Origin of the sequence: Breoghania sp. (assembly GCF_963674635.1) — a bacterium.
Taxonomy (GTDB): Bacteria; Pseudomonadota; Alphaproteobacteria; order Rhizobiales; family Stappiaceae; genus Breoghania.
Genome location: NZ_OY771475.1, coordinates 781880 through 806563, shown reverse-complemented (window position 1 = coordinate 806563; position 24684 = coordinate 781880). Strand labels below are relative to the sequence as shown.

General features: G+C 60.9%; 27 protein-coding genes. 15 read left to right on the top strand and 12 right to left on the bottom strand.

What is annotated here, in order from left to right; translation table 11 throughout:
- Positions 1–43: 43 nt before the first annotated feature.
- Positions 44–973, top strand: coding sequence for a LysR family transcriptional regulator (locus ABGM93_RS03565; protein ID WP_321503570.1), 930 nt, complete (start codon positions 44–46; stop codon positions 971–973).
- Between the two features lie 37 nt (positions 974–1010).
- Here the strand turns inward: ABGM93_RS03565 and ABGM93_RS03560 are convergent, their stop codons facing one another.
- Positions 1011–1421: a DUF2177 family protein gene (locus ABGM93_RS03560; RefSeq protein ID WP_321503568.1), complete on the bottom strand. Its 411-nt coding sequence runs from the start codon at positions 1419–1421 to the stop codon at positions 1011–1013.
- 188 nt (positions 1422–1609) lie between these two features.
- On the opposite strand from ABGM93_RS03560, the gene ABGM93_RS03555 reads away from it, so the two are divergent.
- The 3 genes from ABGM93_RS03555 to ABGM93_RS03545 are packed head-to-tail and all read left to right on the top strand — an operon-like array spanning position 1610 to position 4987.
- Complete coding sequence (locus ABGM93_RS03555; RefSeq protein WP_321503566.1) at positions 1610–2959, top strand: FAD-dependent oxidoreductase; 1350 nt, start codon at positions 1610–1612, stop codon at positions 2957–2959.
- Positions 2960–2964: 5 nt separating this feature from the next.
- Positions 2965–3762 (top strand): DUF1365 domain-containing protein, encoded by a 798-nt coding sequence (locus ABGM93_RS03550; RefSeq protein WP_321503564.1) that lies wholly within the window; start codon positions 2965–2967, stop codon positions 3760–3762.
- A complete protein-coding gene (locus ABGM93_RS03545) occupies positions 3755–4987 on the top strand; it encodes a cyclopropane-fatty-acyl-phospholipid synthase family protein (RefSeq protein ID WP_321505719.1) in 1233 nt (410 codons plus the stop codon). Before ABGM93_RS03550 ends, ABGM93_RS03545 begins: the two co-directional genes overlap by 8 nt.
- A gap of 24 nt (positions 4988–5011) precedes the next feature.
- Here ABGM93_RS03545 and ABGM93_RS03540 read toward each other — a convergent pair whose 3' ends face one another.
- The 4 genes from ABGM93_RS03540 to ABGM93_RS03525 all read right to left on the bottom strand — a co-directional run bounded on the left by ABGM93_RS03540 (position 5012) and on the right by ABGM93_RS03525 (position 8079).
- Positions 5012–5776 carry an SDR family NAD(P)-dependent oxidoreductase gene (locus ABGM93_RS03540; RefSeq protein ID WP_321503562.1) on the bottom strand — a complete coding sequence of 255 codons (765 nt, stop codon included), beginning with the start codon at positions 5774–5776 and terminating at the stop codon, positions 5012–5014.
- 3 nt (positions 5777–5779) lie between these two features.
- Positions 5780–6430 carry a ChrR family anti-sigma-E factor gene (locus ABGM93_RS03535; protein WP_321503560.1) on the bottom strand — a complete coding sequence of 217 codons (651 nt, stop codon included), beginning with the start codon at positions 6428–6430 and terminating at the stop codon, positions 5780–5782.
- The gene (locus tag ABGM93_RS03530) at positions 6427–6945 is read right to left on the bottom strand and encodes a sigma-70 family RNA polymerase sigma factor (protein WP_321503558.1); all 519 of its coding nucleotides are present in this window, start codon (positions 6943–6945) and stop codon (positions 6427–6429) included. The genes ABGM93_RS03535 and ABGM93_RS03530 overlap by 4 nt, the downstream gene beginning before the upstream one ends.
- Positions 6946–7122: 177 nt before the next feature.
- Entirely contained in the window at positions 7123–8079 is a 957-nt protein-coding gene (locus ABGM93_RS03525) for a LysR substrate-binding domain-containing protein (RefSeq protein ID WP_321503556.1), read from the bottom strand.
- Between the two features lie 134 nt (positions 8080–8213).
- Here ABGM93_RS03525 and ABGM93_RS03520 point away from each other — a divergent pair, with 134 nt between their 5' ends.
- The 10 genes from ABGM93_RS03520 to ABGM93_RS03475 all read left to right on the top strand — a co-directional run bounded on the left by ABGM93_RS03520 (position 8214) and on the right by ABGM93_RS03475 (position 17198).
- Positions 8214–9245: an ABC transporter substrate-binding protein gene (locus tag ABGM93_RS03520; RefSeq protein WP_321503555.1), complete on the top strand. Its 1032-nt coding sequence runs from the start codon at positions 8214–8216 to the stop codon at positions 9243–9245.
- 261 nt (positions 9246–9506) lie between these two features.
- Positions 9507–10568: an ABC transporter ATP-binding protein gene (locus ABGM93_RS03515; RefSeq protein WP_321503553.1), complete on the top strand. Its 1062-nt coding sequence runs from the start codon at positions 9507–9509 to the stop codon at positions 10566–10568.
- The gene (locus ABGM93_RS03510) at positions 10565–11425 is read left to right on the top strand and encodes an ABC transporter permease (RefSeq protein ID WP_319773496.1); all 861 of its coding nucleotides are present in this window, start codon (positions 10565–10567) and stop codon (positions 11423–11425) included. Before ABGM93_RS03515 ends, ABGM93_RS03510 begins: the two co-directional genes overlap by 4 nt.
- Positions 11422–12228, top strand: a complete 807-nt coding sequence (locus ABGM93_RS03505) for an ABC transporter permease (RefSeq protein ID WP_321503551.1) — start codon at positions 11422–11424, stop codon at positions 12226–12228. Before ABGM93_RS03510 ends, ABGM93_RS03505 begins: the two co-directional genes overlap by 4 nt.
- Positions 12218–13357: an FAD-binding oxidoreductase gene (locus ABGM93_RS03500; protein WP_321503549.1), complete on the top strand. Its 1140-nt coding sequence runs from the start codon at positions 12218–12220 to the stop codon at positions 13355–13357. Before ABGM93_RS03505 ends, ABGM93_RS03500 begins: the two co-directional genes overlap by 11 nt.
- Complete coding sequence (locus tag ABGM93_RS03495; RefSeq protein ID WP_319773493.1) at positions 13329–13634, top strand: (2Fe-2S)-binding protein; 306 nt, start codon at positions 13329–13331, stop codon at positions 13632–13634. The genes ABGM93_RS03500 and ABGM93_RS03495 overlap by 29 nt, the downstream gene beginning before the upstream one ends.
- Entirely contained in the window at positions 13631–15043 is a 1413-nt protein-coding gene (locus tag ABGM93_RS03490; protein ID WP_321503547.1) for an NAD(P)/FAD-dependent oxidoreductase, read from the top strand. Before ABGM93_RS03495 ends, ABGM93_RS03490 begins: the two co-directional genes overlap by 4 nt.
- A complete protein-coding gene (locus ABGM93_RS03485) occupies positions 15040–16179 on the top strand; it encodes an FAD-dependent oxidoreductase (RefSeq protein WP_321503545.1) in 1140 nt (379 codons plus the stop codon). The genes ABGM93_RS03490 and ABGM93_RS03485 overlap by 4 nt, the downstream gene beginning before the upstream one ends.
- Before the next feature lie 111 nt (positions 16180–16290).
- Positions 16291–16635: a RidA family protein gene (locus ABGM93_RS03480; protein ID WP_319773490.1), complete on the top strand. Its 345-nt coding sequence runs from the start codon at positions 16291–16293 to the stop codon at positions 16633–16635.
- Positions 16636–16754: 119 nt separating this feature from the next.
- Positions 16755–17198, top strand: coding sequence for a hypothetical protein (locus ABGM93_RS03475; RefSeq protein WP_321503543.1), 444 nt, complete (start codon positions 16755–16757; stop codon positions 17196–17198).
- Between the two features lie 84 nt (positions 17199–17282).
- Here the strand turns inward: ABGM93_RS03475 and ABGM93_RS03470 are convergent, their stop codons facing one another.
- The 7 genes from ABGM93_RS03470 to ABGM93_RS03440 all read right to left on the bottom strand — a co-directional run bounded on the left by ABGM93_RS03470 (position 17283) and on the right by ABGM93_RS03440 (position 23262).
- On the bottom strand, positions 17283–18161 hold the full coding sequence (locus ABGM93_RS03470) for a M48 family metalloprotease (protein ID WP_321503541.1): 879 nt from the start codon (positions 18159–18161) through the stop codon (positions 17283–17285).
- A 456-nt stretch (positions 18162–18617) separates the two neighbouring features.
- Positions 18618–19307, bottom strand: a complete 690-nt coding sequence (locus tag ABGM93_RS03465; protein WP_321503539.1) for a NapC/NirT family cytochrome c — start codon at positions 19305–19307, stop codon at positions 18618–18620.
- Positions 19307–19774, bottom strand: a complete 468-nt coding sequence (locus ABGM93_RS03460) for a nitrate reductase cytochrome c-type subunit (protein WP_321503537.1) — start codon at positions 19772–19774, stop codon at positions 19307–19309. The genes ABGM93_RS03465 and ABGM93_RS03460 overlap by 1 nt, the downstream gene beginning before the upstream one ends.
- Before the next feature lie 8 nt (positions 19775–19782).
- On the bottom strand, positions 19783–22278 hold the full coding sequence (gene napA, locus ABGM93_RS03455; protein ID WP_321503535.1) for a nitrate reductase catalytic subunit NapA: 2496 nt from the start codon (positions 22276–22278) through the stop codon (positions 19783–19785).
- Positions 22279–22308: 30 nt separating this feature from the next.
- Positions 22309–22572 (bottom strand): chaperone NapD, encoded by a 264-nt coding sequence (locus ABGM93_RS03450; protein ID WP_321503533.1) that lies wholly within the window; start codon positions 22570–22572, stop codon positions 22309–22311.
- Positions 22569–23102 (bottom strand): ferredoxin-type protein NapF, encoded by a 534-nt coding sequence (locus ABGM93_RS03445; RefSeq protein ID WP_321503531.1) that lies wholly within the window; start codon positions 23100–23102, stop codon positions 22569–22571. Before ABGM93_RS03445 ends, ABGM93_RS03450 begins: the two co-directional genes overlap by 4 nt.
- A gap of 31 nt (positions 23103–23133) precedes the next feature.
- Entirely contained in the window at positions 23134–23262 is a 129-nt protein-coding gene (locus ABGM93_RS03440; RefSeq protein ID WP_321503528.1) for a periplasmic nitrate reductase, NapE protein, read from the bottom strand.
- 415 nt (positions 23263–23677) lie between these two features.
- Between ABGM93_RS03440 and ABGM93_RS03435 the strand changes: the two genes are divergently transcribed.
- Positions 23678–24556: a glycosyltransferase family 2 protein gene (locus tag ABGM93_RS03435; protein ID WP_321503524.1), complete on the top strand. Its 879-nt coding sequence runs from the start codon at positions 23678–23680 to the stop codon at positions 24554–24556.
- Positions 24557–24684 lie beyond the last annotated feature (128 nt).

Sequence of the window (24684 nt, the reverse complement as noted above, 5' to 3'; positions counted from 1 at the left end):
ACAGATACAGAAAATCGAAAAATCCGATGGGAGGAAAACTCGGATGGCCCGACACAAGGCTGCGGACCCCTGCGTCATGGACCCCTACCAGCTCGATTTCCGGGCATTTCACTTGCTGACGGTCGTCCACCGCGAGAAATCCTTCAGCCGTGCGGCCGAGGCGCTGGGGGTCAGCCAGTCCGTCGTGAGTTACGGCATCGAGAAGCTGCGGCAGGTCTTTGGCGATCCGCTCTTCGTGCGCGAAGGGGGACACACGGTCTCAACGGAGCGATGCGAGGGCCTGGCGCGCTACGCAAGCGACCTTCTGGCCGAATTCGATTCCATGCAGCAACAGCCGCGCTTCAATCCCTCCGAGATCACCGCAACGCTCACCTTCGCCTGCAACTACTATGAGCGCAGCTTCCTGATCCCCGCCGTCGTCGCAAAGCTGCGGCGGGAGGCCCCGAAGCTCAATATCGAGGTGATCGATGCCTCGGGCAGCGGCCACAGGCGGCTGATCGATGGCGAGGCAGACATGCTGATCGGCCCCTATCGGCGCGCCGATGCCGGCTTTTTCGAAAAGACCCTGATCCGCGAGCAATATGTCTGTCTGATGGATGCCAGCCATCCCGCGGCCGGTCGCGACCCGACGCTGGAGGAATATCTTGCGTTTGATCACGTGCTCATCACCTATGGCGGACGGTGGGTCTCGCCCTATGTGAGCGAGATCGAGGCCATGGGCCATCGCCTGAACGCACCGCTCAAGGTGCCGAGCCCGGCCGGGATCGACCGGATCGTCGCCGGTTCCGATCTTGTGGCGACCGTTCCGCGGCGTCTTGCGCAAATCCAGGATTCCACGCTTGCCACCGCCGCCTGCCCCATCGACGCCCCGCTTGAGGTGAAAATGGTCTGGAGCGTGCGAAAGCAGCATTCCGCGCTGATGAAGTGGGCCCGCGAGCGCATCTCCGCCACGGTGGCCGAGCTTTCGCTGTGACCATCGCGGCAGGTGCGAAACAACGTGCAGCCCTCCGTCAGCCGCCTTGCGTGACCAGACGGGTCAGCCAGACACCCGCCACCGCGGAAAAGCCCGTCAGCACCGTTCCCCACGCCATGTCGACGAGCGAGACCGTCAGCGACCACTGACGCAATGTGGCGTAGTTGGTCATGTCGTATGTGCCGTAAGTGAAAAAGCCGAACAGCGCGCCGAAGAGCAAGGCCGTGGCGAGACTGTCCGCCTTGAGGCCGGGCGCGACCGCGAAGATCACCACGCCCACCACATAGAGCGCATAGAAGGCAACGGCGGCCCCCATGCGCGGCGTATCAAGCAGCATGTCGCCAAGCCGTCCGTAATAGAAGGACTTCGCGACCCGCGTCAGCCAGACGAAATCAATCCCGAGAAAGACGACGGCGGTAAAGACATAAGCGATCAGATATTGGGCCATGACGGTCCTGCCAAAAATGTCTGGGCCCGTGCGACCTGAGCCCGTGAAGGTTTGGCTTGATACGCTTCCGATACCGACATGGATCACCTCAACCTGTCGGCAGGCGAAATTTCTCGGTCGACCCAAGGTCTCTGTGATCCGTTTGCCCGGCCCGCCCGTATCAATCAAAACCGCAAACGGAACACCCTATGGAACCGCAAAAGATCGCCGTTATCGGATCGGGCATTTCCGGGCTCTCGGCAGCGTGGCTGCTGTCCACCCGGCACCGGGTCACCCTTTATGAAAGCGCGGATCATCTGGGCGGCCACGCCAATACCCGCGAGGTCTCCACGGAGAATGGCCCTGTCGCCGTTGATACCGGCTTCATCGTCTATAACGAGCTGAATTACCCCAATCTGACCGCCCTGTTCCGCCATCTCGGTGTGGTGACAGACCCGACCGAAATGAGCTTCGCGCTATCGTTGAACAAGGGCACGTATGAATATGCGGGCTCCGGTCTCGGTGGCTTTTTCGGTCAGCGGAGCAATTTGTTCAAACCCCGTCACTGGCAATTGCTCAGCGATATCGCCCGCTTCTTCAAGACGGCAAGCGAGGACGTCGCACGGCTGCCTCAGAACACCACCCTTGGCGCGTTTCTCAAGGAAGGCGGGTATTCGACCAGCTTCGTGGAGGATCACATTGTTCCCATGGGCGCGGCGATCTGGTCGACCAACATGCAGGGCATGCTGGACTTCCCGGCCCGCAGCTTCGTCGATTTCTACGCCAATCACGGCATGCTGCAATTCAGCGAGCGGCCAGCCTGGCGCACGGTTTCAGGCGGCAGCCGGAACTATGTCTCAAAGCTCGTGGCCGATGCGGGCTTCGAGACCCTCAAGGGCACAGGCGCGGCCCGCATCGTCCGCCATCCGACCTATGTCCATGTGACCGACACCAACGGCGTCAGCCGCGCCTTCGATCATGTCGTGGTCGCAACCCATGCGGACCAGGCGTTGAAGCTGATCGATGCGCCCGATCCGATGGAAGAGCGTCTGCTCGGCGCGTTTTCCTATCAGGACAATCTGGCCGTCCTCCACCGCGACCCGCGCTGGATGCCGCGCCGCAAGCGGTTGTGGTCGAGCTGGAACTATCTGAAAACGGACCACGGGTCGGAAACGGAGCTGTGCGTCAGCTACTGGATGAACCGCCTTCAGGTTCTCCCGACAAGGACCAATTTCTTCCTGACCCTCAATCCGCGCGGCGAAATCCACCCCAAGGCGGTTGATGCGACGATCGCCTATCGTCACCCGGTCTTTGATGGGATCGCCACCGAAGCGCAACGCCTGCTCGGGGGCATCCAGGGCAATCGCCGCACGTGGTTTTGTGGCAGCTATTTCGGGTACGGCTTCCACGAGGACGGCATCCAGAGCGGCCTTGCGGTGGCAGAGGCGCTTGGTGGGGTGCGTCGTCCCTGGCAGGTGGAAAACGAATCCGGTCGCATCGCGTCGCTGTCCAATACCCGGCCCGACGTGGTCGATGCCCGGCGCGAGGCGGCGGAATGAGTGCGATGGCAAGGGAAACGGCCGCGATCTATGCCGGAACGGTGTCGCACACCCGCATGCGCCCCGTCGGGCATCGCTTGAGCTACCGTGTCTTTTCCCTGCTTCTCGATTGCGACCGGCTGGACGATCTCGCCCGCTCCACGCGGCTCTTTTCCCACAACCGTTTCAACCTCGTGAGCCTGCATGACCGCGATCACGGAAGCGGCGACGGGACGCCCCTGACGACCTATCTCCGACACCTTGCGGAGGGCACACCGCATGGTCGCGACGTGGTCCGCTTCAAGATGCTGTGCTACCCGCGGGTGCTCGGCTACGGCTTCAATCCGCTCACCGTCTATTACGGCCTTGATGCGTCAGACCGCATCCGCCTGATGGTCTACGAGGTCAACAACACCTTCGGCCAGCGCAAGACCTATGTCCTGCCGGTCAGCGAAGGAGAGGGCCAGGAGATCATCTCCCAGAAATGCGCCAAGGAGCTTTACGTCTCGCCCTTCAACACGGTGGCGGGAACCTACAGCTTCCATTTGACGAAGCCGGACAAAACCCTGACCCTTGGCGTTGCCCTGAAGGATGAGGAAGGCCCGCTTCTCAAGGCCCATTTCCGTGGCGCGCGCCACCCCTTCGGCGATGCGGGCCTGCTGCGGCAACTCGCGCGGACCGGCTGGATGTCGCTTAAAGTCATCGGCGGCATCCATTTCGAAGCCGCGCGCCTGTGGCTCAAGGGCATGCGGTTGAAGCCGCGCCCGGCAGCCCCTTCATCTGCGATTACCTATGTCGAAAAGGCTGGTGACCAGCATGCTTGAAACCCTGACCGCGAAAGAAACGCCGCTGCGGCGCGGCTGGACGAGCCCGCTGTCCCATGTTGCGCGCCTCGCGCTTGGAAGGCTTCTGAGCTGGGAGCCGAAAGGCGCGATCCTCATCGTGTTGCCATCGGGCGAATGTATGCGGTTCGGCCGCAAGGGACATGAGGCAGAGCCGGTGCTGCGGTTCCGCCGCTTCCGCGGCTTTTCCAAAATCGCCACCCGCGGCGCGATCGGCTTTGCCGAAGGCTACATGGATGGCGATATCGACTGCACGGACCTCACCGGCCTCTTCCGCTTCATCCTGCGCAATCGGCCCGAGCTGGAAAAGGCAGCAAGCTTCGCCCTCTCCTCGCGTCTGCGTGACCGGCTCGCCCATGGCCGACGGGCCAATTCCCGGCGTGGCAGCCGCCGCAACATCACCGAGCATTACGACCTGGGTAACGCCTTCTACAGCCAGTGGCTCGACCCCAGCATGCTCTATTCGAGCGGTTATTACGCCAATGGCGCCAAGACGCTGGAAGACGCCCAGCACGAGAAGCTCGCGCGCATCCTCGATCTTCTGGAGCTTTCCGGAGACGAACGCATTCTGGAAATCGGCTGCGGCTGGGGCGCCTTTGCGCGCGCGGCGGCGCAGACCCACGGCGCCCGTGTGGAGGGTCTCACTCTTTCCCATGAACAGCTCGCCCACGCCCGCAAGCTGGTCACAGCCGAGGGGCTTTCTGACACATGCAGTTTCCGGCTGGAAGACTACCGCGATTGCCGGGGCTCCTATGACCGCATCGTCTCGATCGAGATGATCGAGGCCGTGGGCGAAGCCTACTGGCCGCACTATTTCGCGGTTTTGAACGAACGGCTGAAATCCGGCGGCACGGCGGTTCTTCAGGCCATCACCATCGATGAAAACCGCTTCGATCAGTACCGCCGCTCAGCCGATTTCATCCAACGCCACGTCTTTCCCGGCGGCATGCTGCCGACGGCAACCCTGATCGGAGACCATGCGACGCGCGCGGGGCTTCAGCTCGATCACGTGGAGCGTTTCGGCCCCTGTTATGCGGAGACACTGGCGGAGTGGAGCCGACGCTTCGAGGCTGCCTGGCCGGACATCGCGCCGCTCGGCTTTGACGAGCATTTCCGGCGTCGCTGGCGCTATTACCTCGCCTATTGCGAGGCGGGGTTTCGCGAAGGCGCGATCGATGTCGGCTTCTATCGGCTTCGCAAACCGTGAGAAATCGACGTGCGTGCCGGGCGGTCATCCCCGCCCGCGCACAGCGAACTTGCGCACAAGCGGAAAATAGACGGCATCCGGCAAGAGCCGCAGCAGCTTCATCGCGAGAATGAAGCCCGTCGGAAAGGCGATCTCGAACCGCCCCCGGCGAAGTCCCTTGAGGATCCGTTCCGCCGCGTCCTTCGCTGAGATGATGCCCGGCATCGGGAACGGATTCTCGGCGGTCATGGGCGTATCCACGAAACCCGGATTGATCACCGAAACGGTTATGCCGTGCGGCTCCAGTTCCAGCTTGAGCGTTTCGGCGAGATTGTTGAGCGCGGCCTTGGTCGGCCCGTAAGCGACGGAACGCGGCAACCCGCGATAGCCCGCAACGGACGCCACAATGGCGATATGACCTTTCCCGCGCGCCATCATCTTCGGGATAAGCACGTCCAGCGCATTCATCACCCCCAGATAGTTCACCTCCACACCGGTGCGCACGGCTGCCAGATCGAGGTCGGTCGCGTCCATCAAGGCCCATGCCCCGGCATTGAGAATGGCAAGGTCGATCGGTCCGGCGTGGCTTTCGATCTCGCCCACGCAACCGGCCATTGCATCCGCGTCCGTCACATCGCCGGGATAGCCAAAGACCGTGCGGCTTGCGGCGCAAAGCTCACCGAGCTTGTCGGCTGAGCGCGCTGTGACGGCGACATGTCCGACCACCCCGTCAAGCTGGCGGGCAAGTTCGCGTCCAATCCCCGAGCTGCCGCCTGTGATCCACGCAACAGACCAAGACCCATCAGCCATTTTTCATATCCCTACAATAGGTTGCAACAAACGGCTGAAAACTCCCTTGAAGCGGGTCGGCTCCTCCGTCGCGACCACGCAGATGCAGGGCGCGCCCGGCTCCACGCGCGGCTGGTGTTCAACATGTTCATCGAGATCGGCAATGTCACCGGGCCCGAACCGGCCCAGCTGATCGCGATAGGCGCCGGAGAGAATGAGTGTCATCTCCGCCCCTCCGTGCCCATGCTCGGGAACGGCCTTTCCCGGCCCTATGTGCAGAAGATAGAGCGAGGACGGCGCATCGATCTCGATCCTGTGACGCCGCACGCCCGGAGCAACGCGCTTCCACGAAATCTCATCCAGCCGGTTGCCGATGAACCGGCGCAAGGGAACGGGAACGTCGGCATCGGCGTCTTGATCGATGGTGCGCTGCTCGATCCGCCCGCCCGCGGTGTCGATGCCCGACATGATCCGCTCCAGCGCATTGTCGGCTAGCGGCGCGGGCTCTTCCCTGTCCAGTAGGCTGCCGCCAATATCGTTCGCCAACCTCAGCGCCTTCCGGCAGTCCCCGCACATGGCGAGATGTGCGGCCACGATCACCGAGAAGGCCTCGTCGAGATCGCCGCTGGCATAACGCAGCAAGGTGCTTTCATCGATATGATGGTGAACTGTCATTGCACTTCTTCCAGCCGTCCCTTCAGCTTCGCATAGGCCAGACGCAGCCGGGACTTCACGGTCCCCAGTGGCAGCGCCAGCTTCGCCGCGATCTGGCTTTGCGACAGATCGTGCATGAAGGCGTATTCGATGATCGCGCGCTGTTCGTCGGGAAGCTCGGCAACCGCTTCCGCAACGACGCTCACGCGCTGATTGGCGAAGACCTCTTCCTCGCTGTCCGCATTCTCGCAAGGCACCTCCACCGCCTCCAGATCCTCGTAGGGCTGGGACGAGCCTCGGCGGAGAAAGTCGATGCGGGCATTTCGCGCGATGGTGTAGATCCACGTTCCAACCGCACCGCGCTCCGGCGCATAAAGATGCGCCTTGCGCCAGACCGTCATCATCACGTCCTGAACAAGATCGTCGGCCAGAGCCTGATCGGCGCCCGCCTTCAGCATCAGGCTCTTCACCCGAGGCCCGAAATGCGCAAACAGGGCCGCGAAGGCGTCCCGGTCCTCGTGCAAGGCGACACGCATGAGACAGTCCCCATGGTCCGTCATCGGAACATCGGCCTCAGAACCGTCCGGTATTTTCGAAGCCTCGGAGCCCGATTGCATCTAAGCACCTTGTTGGTTGCTCTCTCCATACGCGTGACAATCGCCATTGGTTCACTCGAAATCGGCTTTTTCTCACAAAATCGGCCGGGCTTTGAACTAGGCCAGCCCCGCGGCGGAAAACTGGGGCGCGTCACCGGCATCTTTCATCAACCGCGCCTCCACCTCCGAAATGCCCGCATCGATCTCCTGCAGGAACATCCGGGCAAGAGCCGGTGGCTGATCCCAGGTCGGCGTATAGAGCCACACATCCATGGTCACCTGAACAGACAAAGGCCGAAACACGATCCCCTCATGCCCTTCCCACCCGACAGAGGCGATTGAGGGCACAATCGCGATGCCTGCCCCTTCGGCCACCAGCATGCAGGCCGCATCCGCCATCTGCACCTCGTAACGTCCCCCGACCTTGATGCCGAAACGCGCGAACGCTTCCTCCACCACCATGCGCGATTGGTCGTCCCGCCCCAGGCAGACGATTTCTTCCTTTTCCAGTTGCTGTGGCGTAATCGCGGCCGCTTCGGTCAAAGGATGGCCGCTGGGCAATGCACACACCATGAGAATGCGCCGAAACAGCTGGCAGACGATCGTGCTCTCGTTCGTCGGCAAGAGAGAAAGCCCGAAATCTGCGGCGTGCGAAATCATCGAATTGGGTACGTCATTGGAATTTCGCGTCAGGACCGAAAACCGGACGTCCGGCTTGTCGGCGAGGTAGCGGGCTGCGCACCAGGGCATCAGCCGCATGCTCAAGGCAGGGAATGCGACCACGGTGAGGTCTCCCTGTTGCGAATTCTTGATCGCCCGGGCGGTGTTCTCAATTCGGCTGACGCCCGTCATGAAAGTCTGCGTCTCCGCGAAGAGCCGACGCGCTTCCGGTGTCGGAACGAGACGCCCCTGACTGCGTTGGAACAACTTGAATCCGCATGACTTCTCAAATGCCTGGACGAGTTTCGTCACCGCAGGCTGGCTGATGAAAAGTGCGTCTGCGGCCTGGGTTACGGACCCGGCCTGCATGACCGCGTTGAAGGCTTCGATTTGCCGGATATTCGCGCGCGCCATGGCCGGATGCCCCTCCCCTATAACTATTGGTTATAGGGTATATAATTAAACTCATTTGCTCGATGTCAAGCAGCCGCTCAATCTGTGGGAACAACAAAAAAACAACACAACTCACCAGAACACAGAGGAATGAAATGGGAAAGAATCTCCTACTCGCAGCTCTCATGAGTTCGGCACTCGCAACGGGTGCCCATGCAGCTGATCCGGAAGTCCTGACCGTTGGCGGTTACGGAGGATCTTTCGAAACGCTGATGAAGCAGCTCATCATTCCGGAGTTCGAAAAGAACCACAACGTCAAGGTCGCGTATGTTTCGGGCAACTCTACGGAGAATCTTGCCCGTCTCCAGGCCCAGAAGGGCGCGCAGGAACTCGATGTCGTGATCCTGGATGACGGCCCGATGTATCAGGCCGATGCGCTGGGCTTCTGCGCTCCGCTCGAAGACAGCGCGATCAAGAGCGACGTCTACGATCTTGCCAAGATCAGCCCGAACGCCATCGGCGTCGGATTCGTCGCCACCGGCTTCGCCTACTCCAAGGAATTCTTCGAGAAGGAAGGCTGGGATCTGCCCACCAGCTGGGAAGACCTGAAGGATCCGAAATACGAAGGCCTCATCTCCGTTCCCCCCATCTCCAACACCTATGGCCTGCATGCGCTCGTGATGCTGGCCCGCGATGCGGGCGGCGGAGAAAAGGACATCGACCCCGGTTTTGCAGCGATGGCCGATGAGGTCGCCCCGAATGTGCTGGTCTTCGAGCCCTCCTCCGGCAAGATGTCGGAACTCTTCCAGAACGGCGAGATCGCCTTCTCCGTCTGGGGCTCGGGCCGCGTCAAGTCCCTGGCCGACACCGGCTACCCGGCCGGTTTCATCTATCCCAAGGAAGGCGCTGTCGCGCTGATGCTGGCCGGTTGCCCGGTCGTGGAAAGCAACGTTCCCGCGGAAGCCCAGGCCTTCCTCGATTACCTGCTCGATCCTGAAATCCAGGTGAAGCTGGCCGATGCCATGGGCTCCGGCCCGGTCAACAAGAACTCCAAGCTGCCGCCGGAGCTGGCCGAAAAGCTCCCCTATGGCGAGAAGATCTCACAGCTCGTCGGCGTCGACTGGGACGTGATCAATCCGCTGCGCCAGGAATGGACGGCGCGCTGGGCGCGTGAAGTGGAACGCTAAGCGTCCACTGCACGAAGCAAACAACCTATCCCTTCCGTGTCCGTCACGACGGACACGGAAGCCGGTTTGCCTTAGTCTTCAAAGCACGATTTTCGATACGTTCCCTCCAGGTCTTTCGATGCCCCTATTGCGGCCTCGAACGCCCGAGAGATGAAGTGCGTATCCTGGATCGTCACGCGCTCTGATATCGACAGAGCCCCAAGGCACACCTCTGGTTGCTTCAAGTGATCCAGTCCAGATTGAACATTCAATGGCGGCGCAATGGCTTTTCTCGAACTGAAAGCACTCACAAAACGCTACGGCAGCCTCACGGCCGTTGATCGCGTGTCCTTCAACGTCGAACGTGGCGAGTTTGTCTCGCTTCTCGGCCCCTCCGGGTGCGGCAAGACCACGACACTACAGATGATTGCCGGCTTCGAGGAAGTCACCGATGGCAAGATCATGCTCAATGGCCGCGATCTGTCCGCGGTCCCTGCCCGCTTTCGCGGCCTGGGCATCGTCTTTCAGACCTACGCTCTCTTCATGCACATGACGGCTGCGGAAAACGTCGCCTTCGGTCTGGAAATGCGCAAGGTCCCGAAGCAGGAGCGCAAGACCCGCGTTGCCCGCGCGCTCGATCTCGTCCATCTCAGCCACCTTGCGGACCGCTATCCCCGTGCCATGTCGGGCGGCCAGCGTCAGCGCATCGCGCTGGCCCGCGCCCTTGTCATCGAGCCGGAATTGCTGTTGCTCGACGAGCCGCTTTCCAACCTGGATGCAAAGCTGCGCGAGGAGATGCAGATCGAGCTGCGCCGCATCCAGCGCGAAGCCGGCGTCACCACCTTGATGGTCACCCACGATCAGGCCGAGGCGCTGGCCTTGAGCGACCGCGTGGTGGTTCTGGAAAAGGGCCGCGTGGAGCAGGACGCAGCCCCCGTCGAGATCTACGAGCATCCGCGCACGTCCTTCGTCTCAACCTTCATTGGCAAGACGAACAATCTCGACGTGAAGCTGCTGTCCAGCGACGAGGCGGGATCCGTGATCGAGTGCAACGGGGTCAAGCTCGATGCGGCGCCAGTTCATCAATTGCCCGGCCCTGCGCGCATGTCGCTGCGCCCCGAACGCATCGAGATCGTTGCCCAGGACGCCATCCTGCCCGGCAAGATCGTGGAGCGGACCTTTCTCGGCAACCAGTGGCTTCTGCGTCTTGAAACGAAGATCGGCGATCTCATCGTCCTGCGCCGCAATGTCGGTCAGACGACCTGGGAGCTTGGCACCACGGTTGGCCTGTCCTTCAATCCGCAGGATGTGCGGGTTCTTCCGGCAGAAGGAGCGCAAAAATGAGCGTCCCCTCGCCCGCGAAGAGCTGGCTGCTTTCGGCCCCCGCGCTGGCGCTTTACGCAGCCTTTCTCCTGACGCCTCTCATCATGACCTTCGTGCTGTCGTTCCATCAGTTCGACTTCTACAAGGGCATCGACGACACCTACAGCCTGACCAACTATCTGCTGGTCCTGAGCGACAGCTATTATTACGAGATCTTCGGGCGGACCTTCGCCATCGCGCTCGCCACCACCGCCATCTGCGTGCTGATCGGCGTGCCCCTCTCCTACTTTCTGTCGCGCATGCGTCCCGGACCGCGCTCGGTGATGATCCTGATCGTGCTGGGCCCGCTGCTGATCTCGGTCGTCGTGCGCACACTCGGCTGGGCCATCCTTCTGGGCCGACGCGGCGTGATCAACGACATCCTCATGGATATCGGACTGATCACCCGCCCGCTGAAGATGATGTACACCTCCGGCGGCATCGTTCTGGCGCTGGTGCATGTCATGGTCCCCTTCATGGTGCTGGCGGTCTGGGCCTCGCTGCAACGTCAGGACCCGGCAACCGAAACGGCGGCTGAAAGCCTCGGTGCGCACCCCTTCACCATTTTCCGCCGCATCGTCGTTCCCCAGGCCATGCCGGGGGTGCTGTCCGGTTCGCTGATCGTCTTCTCCCTGTCGGCTTCTGCCTTCGCCACCCCGGCCATTCTTGGCGGTCGTCGCGTCAAGGTGATCCCGACGGTTGTCCATGACGAGTTCATGAACACGCTGAACTGGCCGCTGGGCGCTGCCATCGCCATGCTCTTGATGGTGTCCATTCTGATCATCATGGTCTCCTGGAACCGGATGGTCGAAACCCGTTTCGGAAAGGCCCACGCATGAGACGCAACGGCCTCTTCGCAAACGCCTTCATCATCGCCTTTGCGCTTTTCATGGTCGCGCCTATCGCCATTGTGGTGGGCGTCGCCTTCACCCCCACGGGGCATCTGGAATTCCCGCCCAGCGGCATCTCGCTGCGCTGGTTCCGCGCGATCCTCGACAATCCCGACTTCATCGAAGCCGCGATCACAAGCCTTCAGATCGGCGTTCTGTCGGCCACGCTGGCCATGTTCCTGGCCGTCCCCGCCGCACTTGCCATCACCCGTGGCCACTTCCCCGGTCGCGAAGCGTTGCTGGCGTTCCTGATGTCGCCGCTGATGGTGCCCACCGTCGTGCTCGGCATCGCCTTCCTGCGCTTCCTGACGATGGTTGGCCTGACGGGATCGTTCTTGGGCCTCGTGCTGTGCCATGTGATCATCGTTCTGCCTTACGGGCTGCGCCTTGTTCTGGCCTCGCTCACCGGGCTCGACAGATCTGTAGAAAAAGCTGCAATCGCACTGGGCGCATCGAACTGGACGGTGTTTCATCGCATTGTCCTGCCCTCCATCATTCCGGGTATCGTTGGAGGCTGGGTGCTGGCCTTCATTACCAGCTTCGATGAAGTCACCGTCACGGTCTTCATCGTCAACCCGTCCACAACGACCCTGCCGGTTCGTCTCTTCAATCACATCGCGCAGACGACAGATCCCCTCGTTGCCTCTGTTTCCGCGGTCGCCGTGTTGTTCACGGTCGGTGTCATGATTGTGGTGGACCGTCTCTATGGTCTCGACCGCCTGCTTCTCGAAGAAGGTAAAAATGACAGTTAGTGAAAAAGTCTTCGACACGATCGTCGTGGGCGGAGGCCTCGTCGGCTCGGCGATCGCCTGGGGCCTTGCGCGTGAAGGAGAGAAGGTCGCCCTTCTTGACGAAGGCGACATCGCATTGCGCGCAAGCCGGGGCAATTTCGGCCTTGTCTGGGTTCAGTCCAAGGGCAAGAACATGCCCGAATATGCCCGCTGGAGCCGCAGGTCTGCGGACCTGTGGTCCGGCTTCGCCGAGGAATTGAAGGAAGCCACGGGCGTCTCTCCCGATTACCACAAGCCCGGCGGACTGCATCTCCTGCTCTCCGAGGAAGAACGTGAAGAGGCGAAGGCGCTGAACAAGCGCATGAGCAACTATTACGGCGAGCTCAGCCCGGACACCGTCCTCATGGACCGCAAGCAGGTGGAGGAAATCCTGCCCGGCATTGGTCCGGAGGTCGTTGGCGCCAGCTGGTCGCCCCATGACGGCCACGCCAGCCCGCTCAACCTCCTGCGCGCGCTGCACATGGCCAATGCCGCCCGCGGCACCCATTATGTCGCGGAGGCCAATGCCCGCAAGATCACGCGGGATGGTTCCGGCAATGCGGTTGAGACCGACAAGGGCACCTTCCGCGCCGCCAAGGTCATCCTGGCGGCCGGCCATGGCAACAAGCCGTTGGGCGCGCAGGTCGGATTGAACCTTCCGCTGATCCCGGAAAAGGGCCAGATCCTCGTTACCGAACGCACAAAGCCCTTCATTCCGATGCCGCTGCACGTGATGCGCCAGACGGAGGAAGGCACCGTACTGCTCGGAGACAGCCACGAGGATACCGGCTACTCGACCGAGAGCGTCACCTCCGTCTTCACCGACATCGCCCGTTACGCGGTGCGCTGCCTGCCGAAGCTTGCGAAGCTGCGCATCGTGCGCACCTGGGGCGCGGTGCGCATCCTCACCCCGGACGGATCCCCCATCTACGACCAGTCGGAAACCCATCCCGGCGTCTTTTCCGTCAACTGCCATTCGGGCGTGACCCTTGCCGGAGCCCATGCGCTGACCCTCGCCCCCCAGCTTGCCGCGGGCAAGCTCGATCCCGAATTCGACGCATTTTCCTCAAGGAGGTTTGACAATGGCACCGTCCATATCGCGGCGCATTGAAGAAGATGCCCCGACGGTGACTTTCACATTCGAAGGCCAGACCATCGAGGCGAAAAAGGGCGACAGCGTCGCCGCAGCCCTGACAGCCGCCGGGGTTCTCGACTTGCGTTCATCCGTCGTTTCCGGTGAGTCCCGCGGCATCTACTGCATGATGGGCGCCTGTTTCGAGTGCCTGATGAACATTGACGGCCAGCCAAACCGCCAAGCCTGCATGACCGAGGTCAGCGACGGGCTCGTGGTCCTGCGCCAGCAGGGCAGCCGGGAGGTGGAGCTATGAGCGTGAAAACCGTCGACCTTCTGGTCATCGGCGCAGGGCCTGCCGGCATCGCAGCCGCAACAGAAGCCGCGAATGCGGGCCTCTCTGTCACCGTCATGGACGAGCAGCCCCGCCCCGGCGGCCAGATCTACCGCGCCGTGGAGACCACCTCAGCGAAAATGGACAAGATCCTTGGCAAGGATTTCGTCGAAGGCCGCCCGCTGGTGGAAAGCTTGCGCGCAAGCAACGCCGAGCTCATGCCGGAAACGCTCGTCTGGAACATCGGCAGCGACCTCTCCATCGACTACTCCACCGCAGGCGTTGCCCACCGCATGAAGGCGCGCCGGATCGTTGCGGCCACGGGGGCTCTGGAACGCCCGATGCCGATCCCCGGCTGGACGCTTCCCGGTGTCACCACCGCCGGTGCGCTTCAGATCCTGATGAAAACCTCCTCCGTCGTGAAGGAGGACTGCGTCCTGATGGGCGCAGGTCCGCTGATCTGGCTCGTCGCCGTTCAGATGATCGATGCGGGCTGTCCGCCCAAGGCGATCGTGGAGAACCTGCCCAAGGGCCGCACCCTGGCCGCCCTGCCCCACCTGCCCAAGGCGCTGCGCGCCAGCGAATATCTCTTCAAGGGGCTCAAGCTCATCCGTCGCGTGAAGCAGGCGGGCGTGCCGATCCACACCAATGCCAGCGCACTCGCGATTGAGGGTGAAGGGTCGGTCAAGGCCGTGACCTTCAAGTCGGGAGGCCAGTCGCAGCGGATCGAGGCGACCTCCGTCGCGCTGCATCAAGGTGTGGTGCCGAACCAGCAGATCACGCGGCTCATCCGCGCCGATCACCGCTGGGACGCCTCCCAGAAATGCTTCATTCCCGTTCTTGACGAGACCTGCCAGACAACCGTTCAAGGCATCTATATCGCCGGCGACGGCGCCTCGATCAACGGCGCGAAATGCGCGGCCCTTCAGGGCCGCATGGTCGCGCTCAACATCGCGGCCTCCTTGGGAAGGTCCGTGGACACGGGCCGCATCCAGAGCCTGAAGGCGGCGATCGCGCGCGAGACATCCGTGCGCCCGATGCTTGAGACGCTCTATGCCCCCGCGCCGGAAATTCTCGACCCCGCCGACGGGACCGTCGTGTGCCGTTGCGAAGAGGTCACCGCCGGGGCCATCCGTGCCACTGTCGACCTTGGTGCCCCCGGCCCCAATCAGGTCAAGTCGATGCTGCGTTCCGGCATGGGCCCCTGCCAGGGCCGCACCTGTGGTCTGGCCGTCGCCCAGATCATCGCCGCGCGCAAGGGCGAAACCCCGGATGTGACGGGCTACTACCGCATTCGCCCGCCGCTGAAGCCGATCCCGCTCATGGAACTGGCCTCCTACGATCCTGCCCGTGACGAGGAGCCCGCCGAAGGCGGGATTGCCGCACAATGACCGGGGCCGCGCGGACAGCAGGAACCACTCCCTCCGCCGATCTGATCGTGATCGGCGGCGGCATCCACGGCTGTGCGACAGCAATGTATGCTGCCTTGCGCGGTCTCTCCGTCACTTTGCTGGAAAAGGAAACGGTCGCCCGCCACGCCTCCGGCGTGAATGCGGGCGGTGTTCGCCGTCTGGGTCGCCACTATGCGGAAGTGGCGATCTCCCAGCGTTCCATGGAAATCTGGTACGGGCTTGAGGATTTTCTCGCAGCCGATTGCGGCTTCAACGTCGCGCCCCAGATCCGGGTGATCGAGACCGAAGCCGAGCTGGAAGATGCCCGTCGACGGGTCCGGGATCTCAACGAGATGGGCTTCGACCACGAGGTCATTCTCGACCAGAAACAACTGCGCGAGCATCTTCCCGCCGTCTCCGATCATGTGATTGGCGGGCTTGCGTGTCTGGAAGACGGCTTCGCCCAGCCCTTTCACACGACCTTTGCCATCGCCCGCAAGGCCAAGGCCGAAGGGGTGCGGATCGTTGAGACTTGCCGCGCAACCGGGCTCAGCCAAAGCGAGGGCGTGTGGAGCGTTGAAACCACGGAAGGCACGTTCAGGGCTGCGAAGGTACTGATCGCCGGCGGCGCGTGGGGCAACGACCTGTCCTCCTCGCTGGGCGAACCGGTCCCCTTGAAAGATTGCGCTCCGATGATGATCGTCACCTCCCGGTTGCCGCATTTCTGCGATGCCGTGGTGAGCGCCATTGGCCGCCCGCTGTCCTTCAAGCAGATGCCGAATGGCACGGTCGTCATCGGCGGCGGTCGGCTTGGGCGCGCGGACCGCACAACCAACCTGTCGGAGATCCTTTTCGACGAACTGCACCTTACCGCCGAGACGGCGTCCGACATCTTCCCGATCATGCGCGAAGCCTCGATCGTGCGCACCTGGTCGGGCGTGGAGAGCATCCTGCCCGACGCAATCCCGGTCATGGGCCCCTCCGCCAGGCACGAAGGCCTCTTCTATTCCTTCGGCTACAGCACGCACGGCTTCCAGCTTGGACCGGGCTGCGGCGAGGTCATGGCCGAACTCATCGCCACAGGCTCGACCGGGTATTCCCTCGACGCCTTCGCGGTTAACCGCTTCGCTGCCTGAGGGCATCGAGGCTCCCTTCCAGAGCGCCCCCCGGCAATTTCGGTCACACGCCGATCCGGACTGTGCCAGTGGTCGCATGCCCCTCCCACTTGAAAGCAACAAGGAAAACAGATGATCCAGCGCCATATCCAGACCCGCATCAACCACCGCGTCGTCGAAGCCGGTGGCATCCTGCATTTCGGCGGCCTCGTGGCCGACGACTTCTCCCTCGACATGAAGGGCCAGACCGAACAGATCTGCGCCAAGATCGACAAGCTCCTGGCCGAGGTCGGCTCCTCCAAGGAAAAGCTTGTCACGGCGATGCTCTACATCACCGACTTCGACCAGAAGGAAGGCATGAACGAAGCATGGCTGGAATGGCTCCCGGCCGAGCACCTTCCGACCCGCGCCACCATTGGCGTTGCCGAACTTGGCAAGGGCGTGCTGATCGAGGTCGTCGTTACCGCCGTTCGCTGAGCGCGACGCTTCACGCGACTTACGGAAGCGGGCCCTGCCCGCTTCCGTTTTTTTTCATGATTGCGGATCAATCCAATGATCGCGCACCAGCCCCGGCGTCTGCGTCCTCATAGCGCCCAATGAATGACAACGGTTGCGACCCGGGCGTGCGCGCGCGAAAGCGCGGCAACGGATTGGTGTTTCAGGATAAGGAAACCGGCTTCACCGAGAAGGCGAGCAATGTGGGGCGCGAGTTCAGCTTGCCGCGTCTCGAAGAGAAGTTCGGCCCGTATCGCGCGCCCACCAGTGAGCCGGAGGTTGAGCAGATTGCCGCCTATGAGCGGATGCCCCTAATCATCGGACACAAGCTGTCCGATGTTTGGAAGCAGTACTGCAAGGCCCGCAAGCGGAAAGGCCCGCGCACCTGGCGGGACTACCTGCGGCGGAGCGAAGGGTTGGATCGCGGAGCAATCCAAATTCTTCAGGAGCAGGAAGCACTCGTACAGGGCTGGAAAGCGGGCCTCTATAGCGGTGGGGCTGCGGAAAATAGACCTCGATACCGAAAGCAAGGGCAAGATCGTTAGAGAGGTGACCTTTGACGATCTTGCACTTCACAGAACGCAAAAATGTGGGGGACGACATGACACCATAAGGCGAAATGACCCGACCTATTCAGAAGCGGAAAGCCTTCTTATGCGGTCATGGCGCAATTCCGTGGGCGGGTGCGAGCGCACCAAGAAACTGCGGATCGATTGCCCCTTGTTGTGATCGCGGAAGGTCGGATGATCGAAAAGTTTCAGCACCCGCTCTGCACCTACTACCGATAGAGCATAGGCGTCAGCGCGGTACTCCATCGCGCGACTTGTGAGTTTCAAGATGTAGTCGATGCTTGCGATTGCGAACCAGCACCCGAGCAGGGGCAAGATCGTTAATAAGGCTAGGAATGGGATTCTGGAAATTTGGCTCAATATCCATATGGAGGCGAATAGTGGGGCTTGAAGTGTGCCCAAGAATGCGAAAAAGCGCGTGTCATGGTTGACTATGTGACCTATTTCATGGGCCAGGAGCGTAATAAGCATGGACCAGTTTTCTGGGGTTTCTTTCGCAAGCTCAAGTACGCCGCGTGATATGGCAACGCCATTTCTTCCGTATGCGTAGGCGTTTATTTCGTCGACGTCGATGACGCGCAAGTGAAAGCTGACCTTCGGAAGGCCGTTGGCACTGGCGATCGCATCGTAGTCCGCTTCAAGGCGGGATAAGAGCTCCCGCTCCCGCATCGAGGGGCGACGGGCTCCAAGAGAGGGGGCGAACATAAAATCGAGCGGTAATAGAACCGGCGCAAGGGAAAGCGCGAATATAGCGAGGCCAAACCCCATGATTAGTAAGAATGCCATTTCTGGGGTTTCGGGGCCATCCAATGCCGCATAGACAAATATTAGGGGAGGCCCAAAACACACGATGCTAAATACATAGCAGATCGGGTATATGACGAAAACGGCCAGTATCCGGGTTAAATCAATCACCGCATGTCGAAGTAGGGCATTCATTGCTGGAATCCGAATTCACCTCAACCTCCACTCACTCCATAGACTATGGCCTCCCCTATATATAAATGACAGCGAAATGAGCCCTGATTGCCTCAATATCAAAAGAATATTTTAAATAATTGGCCTTTTGCCCGTTGATGGGAATGGCTGGAGGTTCAGCACCGTCATGCAGGGAACGCCCTCGGTATAACCTTCACGACCGCCTTTCGCTCAGATGCTTTCATGCACGAAGCGCCATGCCGCACTACTGTTGGAGCCCGGATATCTCCGGATACCTTCTCAGCATGCGGAATTGGTCGAGAGCCTTGTCAAAAATCTATTTCGTTTCATGGATTTAGCCGTAAGACTCCCCCTCATGACACAATGACCGACGCCAATTCCGCATCCACCACCTGAAGACCAGATTTCATGGCTCCGCGGTCTCGGCTCGATGCCTCCGCTTCATGCCATTGCGGATCAATCCCATGATCGCGCACCAGCCCCGGCGTCTGCGTCCTCATTGCGCCCAATGAACGCCAGCAATTGCGCGCGCACCGATCTCGCATCCTCGCCATCGCTTGACAGCATCGCGGTTGGCGCCATGTCCGGCAGGCGATGCGCGATGCCCTTGTGGCAATCGATGCAGGTCTTCTCACCCGTGAACAGGAACCGCTCATGCTGTTCCACCGCACGCGCACTCTGGCGGGTGATGTCCATGCTGTCGGAGGAATGGCAGTTGCGGCATTCCAGCGAGTCATTCGCCTTCAGTCGGGCCCATTCGTGCTGGGCAAGCTCAAGGCGTTTTTCCAGGAACTTCTCGCGCGTGTTGATGGTGCCGAAGATCTTGCCCCAGACCTCTTTCGTCGCCTGCATCTTGCGGGCGATCTTGTCGGTCCAGTTATGCGGCACGTGACAATCCGGGCAACTCGCCCGAACGCCGGAACGGTTCGCATAGTGGATCGTCGTCTTGAGCTCCGCGAAGACGTTGTTCTCCATCTCGTGACAACTGATGCAGAACGTTTCCGTGTTGCTCAGTTCAAGGGCGGTGTTGAAGCCGCCCCAGAACACGATTCCCATCAGAAATCCACCAAGCGTCAGCGCGCCCAGACTGTAATGCACGCTGGGCCGACGCACGGTGGCCCACATCCGTTTGAGGAAAGCCAACATCACTTGGCTCCCTTTGTCGACTTCACGTAATCGATCACCCGGTCCACATCGACGAAGGTGTTCTCCACCAGCGGCCGGGCGTCCGTCTGCGGCACGTGGCACTGGTTGCAGAAGTAGCGACGGGGTGTGACGGAGGCCAGGAACTGGTTGTCCCGGTTCATGAAATGGGTGATCGATATCATCGGTGCCTGCGAGTCTTGCACCGCTGCGCGCGCGTGACACGTCAGGCACTTGTTGGAGTTCTTGTCCACCTGATAGCCCTCGATCGAATGCGGAATGAGCGGGGGCTGCTCAGGGTAGTTGCGCGCCTGCCGAAGGTCGGAATTCACCGGCTTGGCCATCGGGCGCGGTGCCGCGTTTTCGGCCAGCGGCGTCTTGGAGCGCATGGTCGCGAACTGATCTTGCGCGAAGGCGGCAACACTCATCAGCGCGAAAACGCCGATCATGATCCTTGCAAGGGTTCTCATGGCACACCTCACGCAGCTTCAATGCGCACGGCGCATTTCTTGAAGTCGGTTTGTTTGGAAAGCGGATCGGTCGCGTCCAGTGTCACCTTGTTGATGAGCTGGCGCGCATCGAACCACGGCACGAAGACGAGGCCGCGCGGCGGCTTGTTGCGTCCGCGTGTCTCAACGCGCGAGATGATCTCGCCGCGCCGCGACACGATCCTGACGCCCATCCCGCGCCTCAATCCCAGCTTCTCGGCATCATCCGGATGCATGAAACACACAGCATCCGGCATCGCCTTGAAAAGCTCCGGCACACGCTGGGTCATCGAGCCGGAATGCCAGTGCTCCAGCACCCGGCCCGTCGACAACCAGAACGGATAGTCATCGTCCGGGCTCTCCGCCGCCGGTTCGAATGGCAGCGCGAAGACGACCGCCTTGCCATCCGGCTTGCCGTAGAATCTGAAGTCGGCGCCGTCCGTCACATAGGGATCGTATTTGCCGTTGAAGCGCCAGCGGGTCTCTTTTCCATCGACCACCGGCCAGCGCAGGCCGCGATTGCCGTGATAGGTGTCGAAATCCGCCAGATCATGGGCATGGCCGCGCCCGAAGGACGCGTATTCCTCAAACAGCCCCTTCTGGATGTAGAAGCCGAAATCCTCCGCCTCGTGGTTGGCGTATCCCGTCTCGATCTGGCTGTTCGGATAGGCATCCACCTTGCCGTTGGCGAACAACACCTCATAGAGCGTCTTGCCCTTGTAGCCCGGGCTGGCGTCCAGGATCTCCTTTGGCCACACGTCCTCTGTCTTGAAGCGTTTGGAGAATTCCACCACCTGCCACATGTCCGACTTCGCGCCCTCAGGCGGTTGGACGAGCTGATGCCAGAACTGGGTGCGGCGTTCGGCATTGCCGTAGGCGCCTTCTTTTTCCACCCACATGGCCGTGGGCAGAACGAGATCGGCTGCCTCCGCCGTCACCGTCGGATAGGCGTCGGAGACGACGATGAAGTTCTCCGGATTGCGGTAACCGGGCAGTCCCTCCTGCATCATGTTGGGCGCGGCCTGCATGTTGTTGTTGACCTGAACCCAATAGCAATTGATCTCGCCGTCCTTGAGCATCCTGTTCTGGAGAACCGCATGGGCCCCCACCCAGTCAGGCACCGTGCCGCTCGGCAATTGCCAGATCGTTTCCGCGATTTCGCGGTGCTTCGGGTTCTTCACAACCATGTCGGCGGGCAGGCGATGCGAGAACGTGCCGACTTCGCGCGCCGTGCCGCAGGCCGACGGCTGGCCTGTCAACGAGAACGGCGAGTTGCCGGGCTGCGCGATCTTTCCGGTCAGAAGATGGATGTTGTAGATGAGATTGTTCATCCACACGCCGCGGGTGTGCTGGTTCACACCCATGGTCCACAGCGACATGACCTTCGTATCGGGATCGGCGTAAAGCTCCGCCATCTGCTGCAGCCGCGCCTTCGGGACGCCTGAGCGTTCGGCCGCATAGTCCAGCGTGTAGGGCTTCACGAACGCCGCGAACTCCTCCAGCGACATGGGCTCGCTGGAACCGCTGCCCGCATTGGCCGCCGCCATCTCCAGCGGATTGTCCGGGCGCAGGCCGTAGCCGATATCCTGCGCCCCCTTTCTGAAGTTCACGTGACTGGAAACGAACGCCTCGTTCACCGCCCCCGACTGGACGATGTGGTTGGCGATGTAGTTGGCGATGATCAGATCCGTCTGCGGCGTGAAGACCGCGGGGATATCGGCCAGATCGAAGCAGCGGTTCTCGAAGGTCGACATGACAGCGACCCTCACATGCGGATGACTGAGGCGGCGATCCGCGATCCGCGTCCACAGGATCGGATGCATCTCCGCCATGTTCGCGCCCCACAGCACGAATGCGTCGGCATGCTCGAAATCGTCGTAGCACCCCATTGGCTCATCGATGCCGAATGTGCGGATGAATCCCCCTACGGCAGACGCCATGCAATGGCGCGCATTGGGATCGATATTGTTGGAGCGAAAGCCCGCCTTCATCAGCTTCGACGCCGCATACCCTTCCCAGATCGTCCACTGGCCGGAACCGAACATGCCGACGGCCTTCGGCCCCTTGGCCTTCAGCGTCGCCTTCCATTTCTCCGCCATGGTGTCGAAAGCCTCGTCCCACGAGACGGGCTCGAATTCGCCGTCCTTGTCGAACTTGCCGTTCTTCTTGCGCAGCATCGGTGTCGTCAGACGATCCGCGCCATACATGATCTTGGAGAGGAAGTAGCCCTTTACGCAGTTGAGCCCGCGGTTGACCTCCGATTCCGCATCGCCATGTGTCGCGACCACCCGCCCCGCCTTGGTCGCAACCATGATCGAGCATCCCGTGCCGCAGAAACGGCAAGCCGCCTTGGACCATTTCAGATCGGTCAGCCCCGCATCGGTCACAAGGTTCTGCGCGGAGACAGGAACAGACACGCCCACCGCCGCCGCGGCCGCAGCCAGCGCTTGCGCCTTGATGACATCACGTCGACTTATTCCACTCATGCCTGTTCTCCCAAGGTCCAGGTCGATGTTTCAGCAAGCCTCAGACGCCAGATCCTCGTCCGCCTGGTGGTAGACGAGCGATGCGCTCACCACCCCGGCGAAAAGCTGGATATCGATAAGCGCCTTGACGATTTCGGCCTCGCTTGCGGTTTCCAGAATGACGATCAGGCGGCCCTGCCCGTCGCGATGGGCGATCTCCGCTTTCGGGGTTTTCGAGATTTCCTCTTCCACCGCCGCACACCTGTCCGGCATGGACTGGACGAGAAGGCTCGCGATATGGACGGGATCGGTCATGCGACCTCCTGTTCGGTGGATCCGGGAGAAAACGCGACAACATCTTGTGGGCATGCGCCAAGGCAGGCCCCGCAGCCGGTGCAGGCCTGAGCATCGATCGTCAGCCGTCCGAAGGGCTGCTTCTCCAGATCGACGCGGATGGCCGAGACGGGACAGAAATCCCGGCAGAGATGACAACTCACACCGCTGTCCTGAAGGCACCCATCATCGATATGCGCGATCCGATCCCAGGGCGGGGTTCGCGCCAGGTCGAACACCTCCGCATCGCAAGACTCGGCGCACTTTCCGCAGAAGCTGCACTCGCGACCGTCGAAAGAGATGAAGGGATGGCCCCGGCTGTCGGGGCGGATGATGTTTTCTGGGCAGGCAGCCTCGCAGGCCTTGCAGGCGGTGCAGCGCGCCGCGACCCGTTCTGCGTCGGTCCACGGTGGGCGCAGAAGATCCGCTTCTGGGTTCTTGCGAAGCCTCAGAAACGCTCGGCGGCTTGGCGAGACCTCGTCTTCCCGCCTCTTTTTCCCAAAAGACGACATGACTTCATCCCGCCGGAGGTCCCATCAGAAGCTAGCTCATCCAGATGATGAACCCGTAAGCCCCGACCAGCGCGACAGACAGCGCCGGCGCCAGAACGACCGCCAGAAGAAAAAACGCAACGCGCTCGTCGCGCCGGATTTTCAACTCTTCGTCCGCCATCGCCCTCTCCCGAAGCTAGCGGCTGAACAATTGGCCAAAGCATGCTCTCGCAACCGCACCGGGCCCAACCTACTTTTCAAATATCAATATTCGCATTCTACTTACCCTGCGTTCAGTCTGAATATAATTGAACGCACCAACCTATCAATACTATCTTTTCGTTACTTACATCACAATTCTTAAGGAGCGCGGTATCACCGTTTCTATACGTGAAAACAACTATATGAGACACATTTTCTAATTCAAATACACGCTTGATATTAAGTAGATATACGACGGAGATGGACCAGAAGAATAGCGCCCTGTTCACAACAATACCTGCGCACCCCGCACTGCCCCTTCGTCACGCCTGTTGGCGTGAGGCTGGTTATTCGTGTATGCATTTTCAAAATCCCAGCCGCCGGTCGGAGCAACCATGAAACGGACGAAACTGGTCATCGTATTCCCGATATACAATGGGGAAAAAACGATGCTTAAAAGCCTGAAGTGCGTGGCGGAACAAGAATTCCGGGATTTCAAAGGGATCATTCTCGAAAACAAGTCAACAGATAACACACTAAATATTGCCCAGGAGTTTTGCGCCAACGATGACCGCTTCGAGATCATCCAGAACGAAGAACATCTGAGCGCTATAGATAACTTCATAAATGCAATTCAAATCGGACGTGAGCATGGCGAGTATTTCTGCTTACGCGCGTGCGATGACTTGTCGACACCAGACTATTTTTCCAAACTTGTAGCCGCATTGGACGCCAATCCACAGAAATTGCTGGCGGCGGCCTCGACACTCACGATCGATCCCGACGGCCCCGACTTTCACAAGGTTCCAGATCCGGCGGTACTGACGTTCTGGAAGCAGGTCTCCTCCGGCAACATCCCCAAGAGACTGACCTTTCCTTCTGAATGGTTCTACGGCGTTTACCGCTCAGACGGCGAAGCCGCGGATATCCTCTGCACACGCCTCCCGCAACTGGGAAGCGCATGGTGCGCGGCCTCCTATACGGTGGCGGAATTCGTTATTCGAGACTTTGCGACTTGGGTTGAAGGCCCGGAGTTCATCTTCTATCGCGGGTCAAATTCCGAGAATCTCTATGCTTCGAAGTCCATCTCCACGATGCTGCGGCAGAGAATTCGCTACACAGTCGGGTGCTATCGCGTTCTGGACAAACTCCCCCCGCTATCGGCACGAACACGCCGTCTTCTGTTCAAGTGTTTCTGGCGCGACGCGAGAAGCAAGACGAATTATCGCATTCGCCGACACCTGAAGACCCGCGTACTATCGGCATTCTCATGAGCGGCAGGGCAAAGGCACGGCAACGCCATCGGGCTCGCCGTGGCGACCAGGCGGCGCAGGATTGGGCTCCCTGCGGCCGCGACGACACAAGCTGCGACGATATCAATCGTATGGCGAACGATCAGATC

Coding starts and splice junctions, on each gene's coding strand:
- ABGM93_RS03565 (WP_321503570.1), top strand. CDS start 44: ATGGCCCGACACAAGGCTGCGGACCCCTGCGTCATGGACCCCTACCAG.
- ABGM93_RS03560 (WP_321503568.1), bottom strand. CDS start 1,421: ATGGCCCAATATCTGATCGCTTATGTCTTTACCGCCGTCGTCTTTCTC.
- ABGM93_RS03555 (WP_321503566.1), top strand. CDS start 1,610: ATGGAACCGCAAAAGATCGCCGTTATCGGATCGGGCATTTCCGGGCTC.
- ABGM93_RS03550 (WP_321503564.1), top strand. CDS start 2,965: ATGGCAAGGGAAACGGCCGCGATCTATGCCGGAACGGTGTCGCACACC.
- ABGM93_RS03545 (WP_321505719.1), top strand. CDS start 3,755: ATGCTTGAAACCCTGACCGCGAAAGAAACGCCGCTGCGGCGCGGCTGG.
- ABGM93_RS03540 (WP_321503562.1), bottom strand. CDS start 5,776: ATGGCTGATGGGTCTTGGTCTGTTGCGTGGATCACAGGCGGCAGCTCG.
- ABGM93_RS03535 (WP_321503560.1), bottom strand. CDS start 6,430: ATGACAGTTCACCATCATATCGATGAAAGCACCTTGCTGCGTTATGCC.
- ABGM93_RS03530 (WP_321503558.1), bottom strand. CDS start 6,945: ATGCGTGTCGCCTTGCACGAGGACCGGGACGCCTTCGCGGCCCTGTTT.
- ABGM93_RS03525 (WP_321503556.1), bottom strand. CDS start 8,079: ATGGCGCGCGCGAATATCCGGCAAATCGAAGCCTTCAACGCGGTCATG.
- ABGM93_RS03520 (WP_321503555.1), top strand. CDS start 8,214: ATGGGAAAGAATCTCCTACTCGCAGCTCTCATGAGTTCGGCACTCGCA.
- ABGM93_RS03515 (WP_321503553.1), top strand. CDS start 9,507: ATGGCTTTTCTCGAACTGAAAGCACTCACAAAACGCTACGGCAGCCTC.
- ABGM93_RS03510 (WP_319773496.1), top strand. CDS start 10,565: ATGAGCGTCCCCTCGCCCGCGAAGAGCTGGCTGCTTTCGGCCCCCGCG.
- ABGM93_RS03505 (WP_321503551.1), top strand. CDS start 11,422: ATGAGACGCAACGGCCTCTTCGCAAACGCCTTCATCATCGCCTTTGCG.
- ABGM93_RS03500 (WP_321503549.1), top strand. CDS start 12,218: ATGACAGTTAGTGAAAAAGTCTTCGACACGATCGTCGTGGGCGGAGGC.
- ABGM93_RS03495 (WP_319773493.1), top strand. CDS start 13,329: ATGGCACCGTCCATATCGCGGCGCATTGAAGAAGATGCCCCGACGGTG.
- ABGM93_RS03490 (WP_321503547.1), top strand. CDS start 13,631: ATGAGCGTGAAAACCGTCGACCTTCTGGTCATCGGCGCAGGGCCTGCC.
- ABGM93_RS03485 (WP_321503545.1), top strand. CDS start 15,040: ATGACCGGGGCCGCGCGGACAGCAGGAACCACTCCCTCCGCCGATCTG.
- ABGM93_RS03480 (WP_319773490.1), top strand. CDS start 16,291: ATGATCCAGCGCCATATCCAGACCCGCATCAACCACCGCGTCGTCGAA.
- ABGM93_RS03475 (WP_321503543.1), top strand. CDS start 16,755: ATGAATGACAACGGTTGCGACCCGGGCGTGCGCGCGCGAAAGCGCGGC.
- ABGM93_RS03470 (WP_321503541.1), bottom strand. CDS start 18,161: ATGAATGCCCTACTTCGACATGCGGTGATTGATTTAACCCGGATACTG.
- ABGM93_RS03465 (WP_321503539.1), bottom strand. CDS start 19,307: ATGTTGGCTTTCCTCAAACGGATGTGGGCCACCGTGCGTCGGCCCAGC.
- ABGM93_RS03460 (WP_321503537.1), bottom strand. CDS start 19,774: ATGAGAACCCTTGCAAGGATCATGATCGGCGTTTTCGCGCTGATGAGT.
- napA (WP_321503535.1), bottom strand. CDS start 22,278: ATGAGTGGAATAAGTCGACGTGATGTCATCAAGGCGCAAGCGCTGGCT.
- ABGM93_RS03450 (WP_321503533.1), bottom strand. CDS start 22,572: ATGACCGATCCCGTCCATATCGCGAGCCTTCTCGTCCAGTCCATGCCG.
- ABGM93_RS03445 (WP_321503531.1), bottom strand. CDS start 23,102: ATGTCGTCTTTTGGGAAAAAGAGGCGGGAAGACGAGGTCTCGCCAAGC.
- ABGM93_RS03440 (WP_321503528.1), bottom strand. CDS start 23,262: ATGGCGGACGAAGAGTTGAAAATCCGGCGCGACGAGCGCGTTGCGTTT.
- ABGM93_RS03435 (WP_321503524.1), top strand. CDS start 23,678: ATGAAACGGACGAAACTGGTCATCGTATTCCCGATATACAATGGGGAA.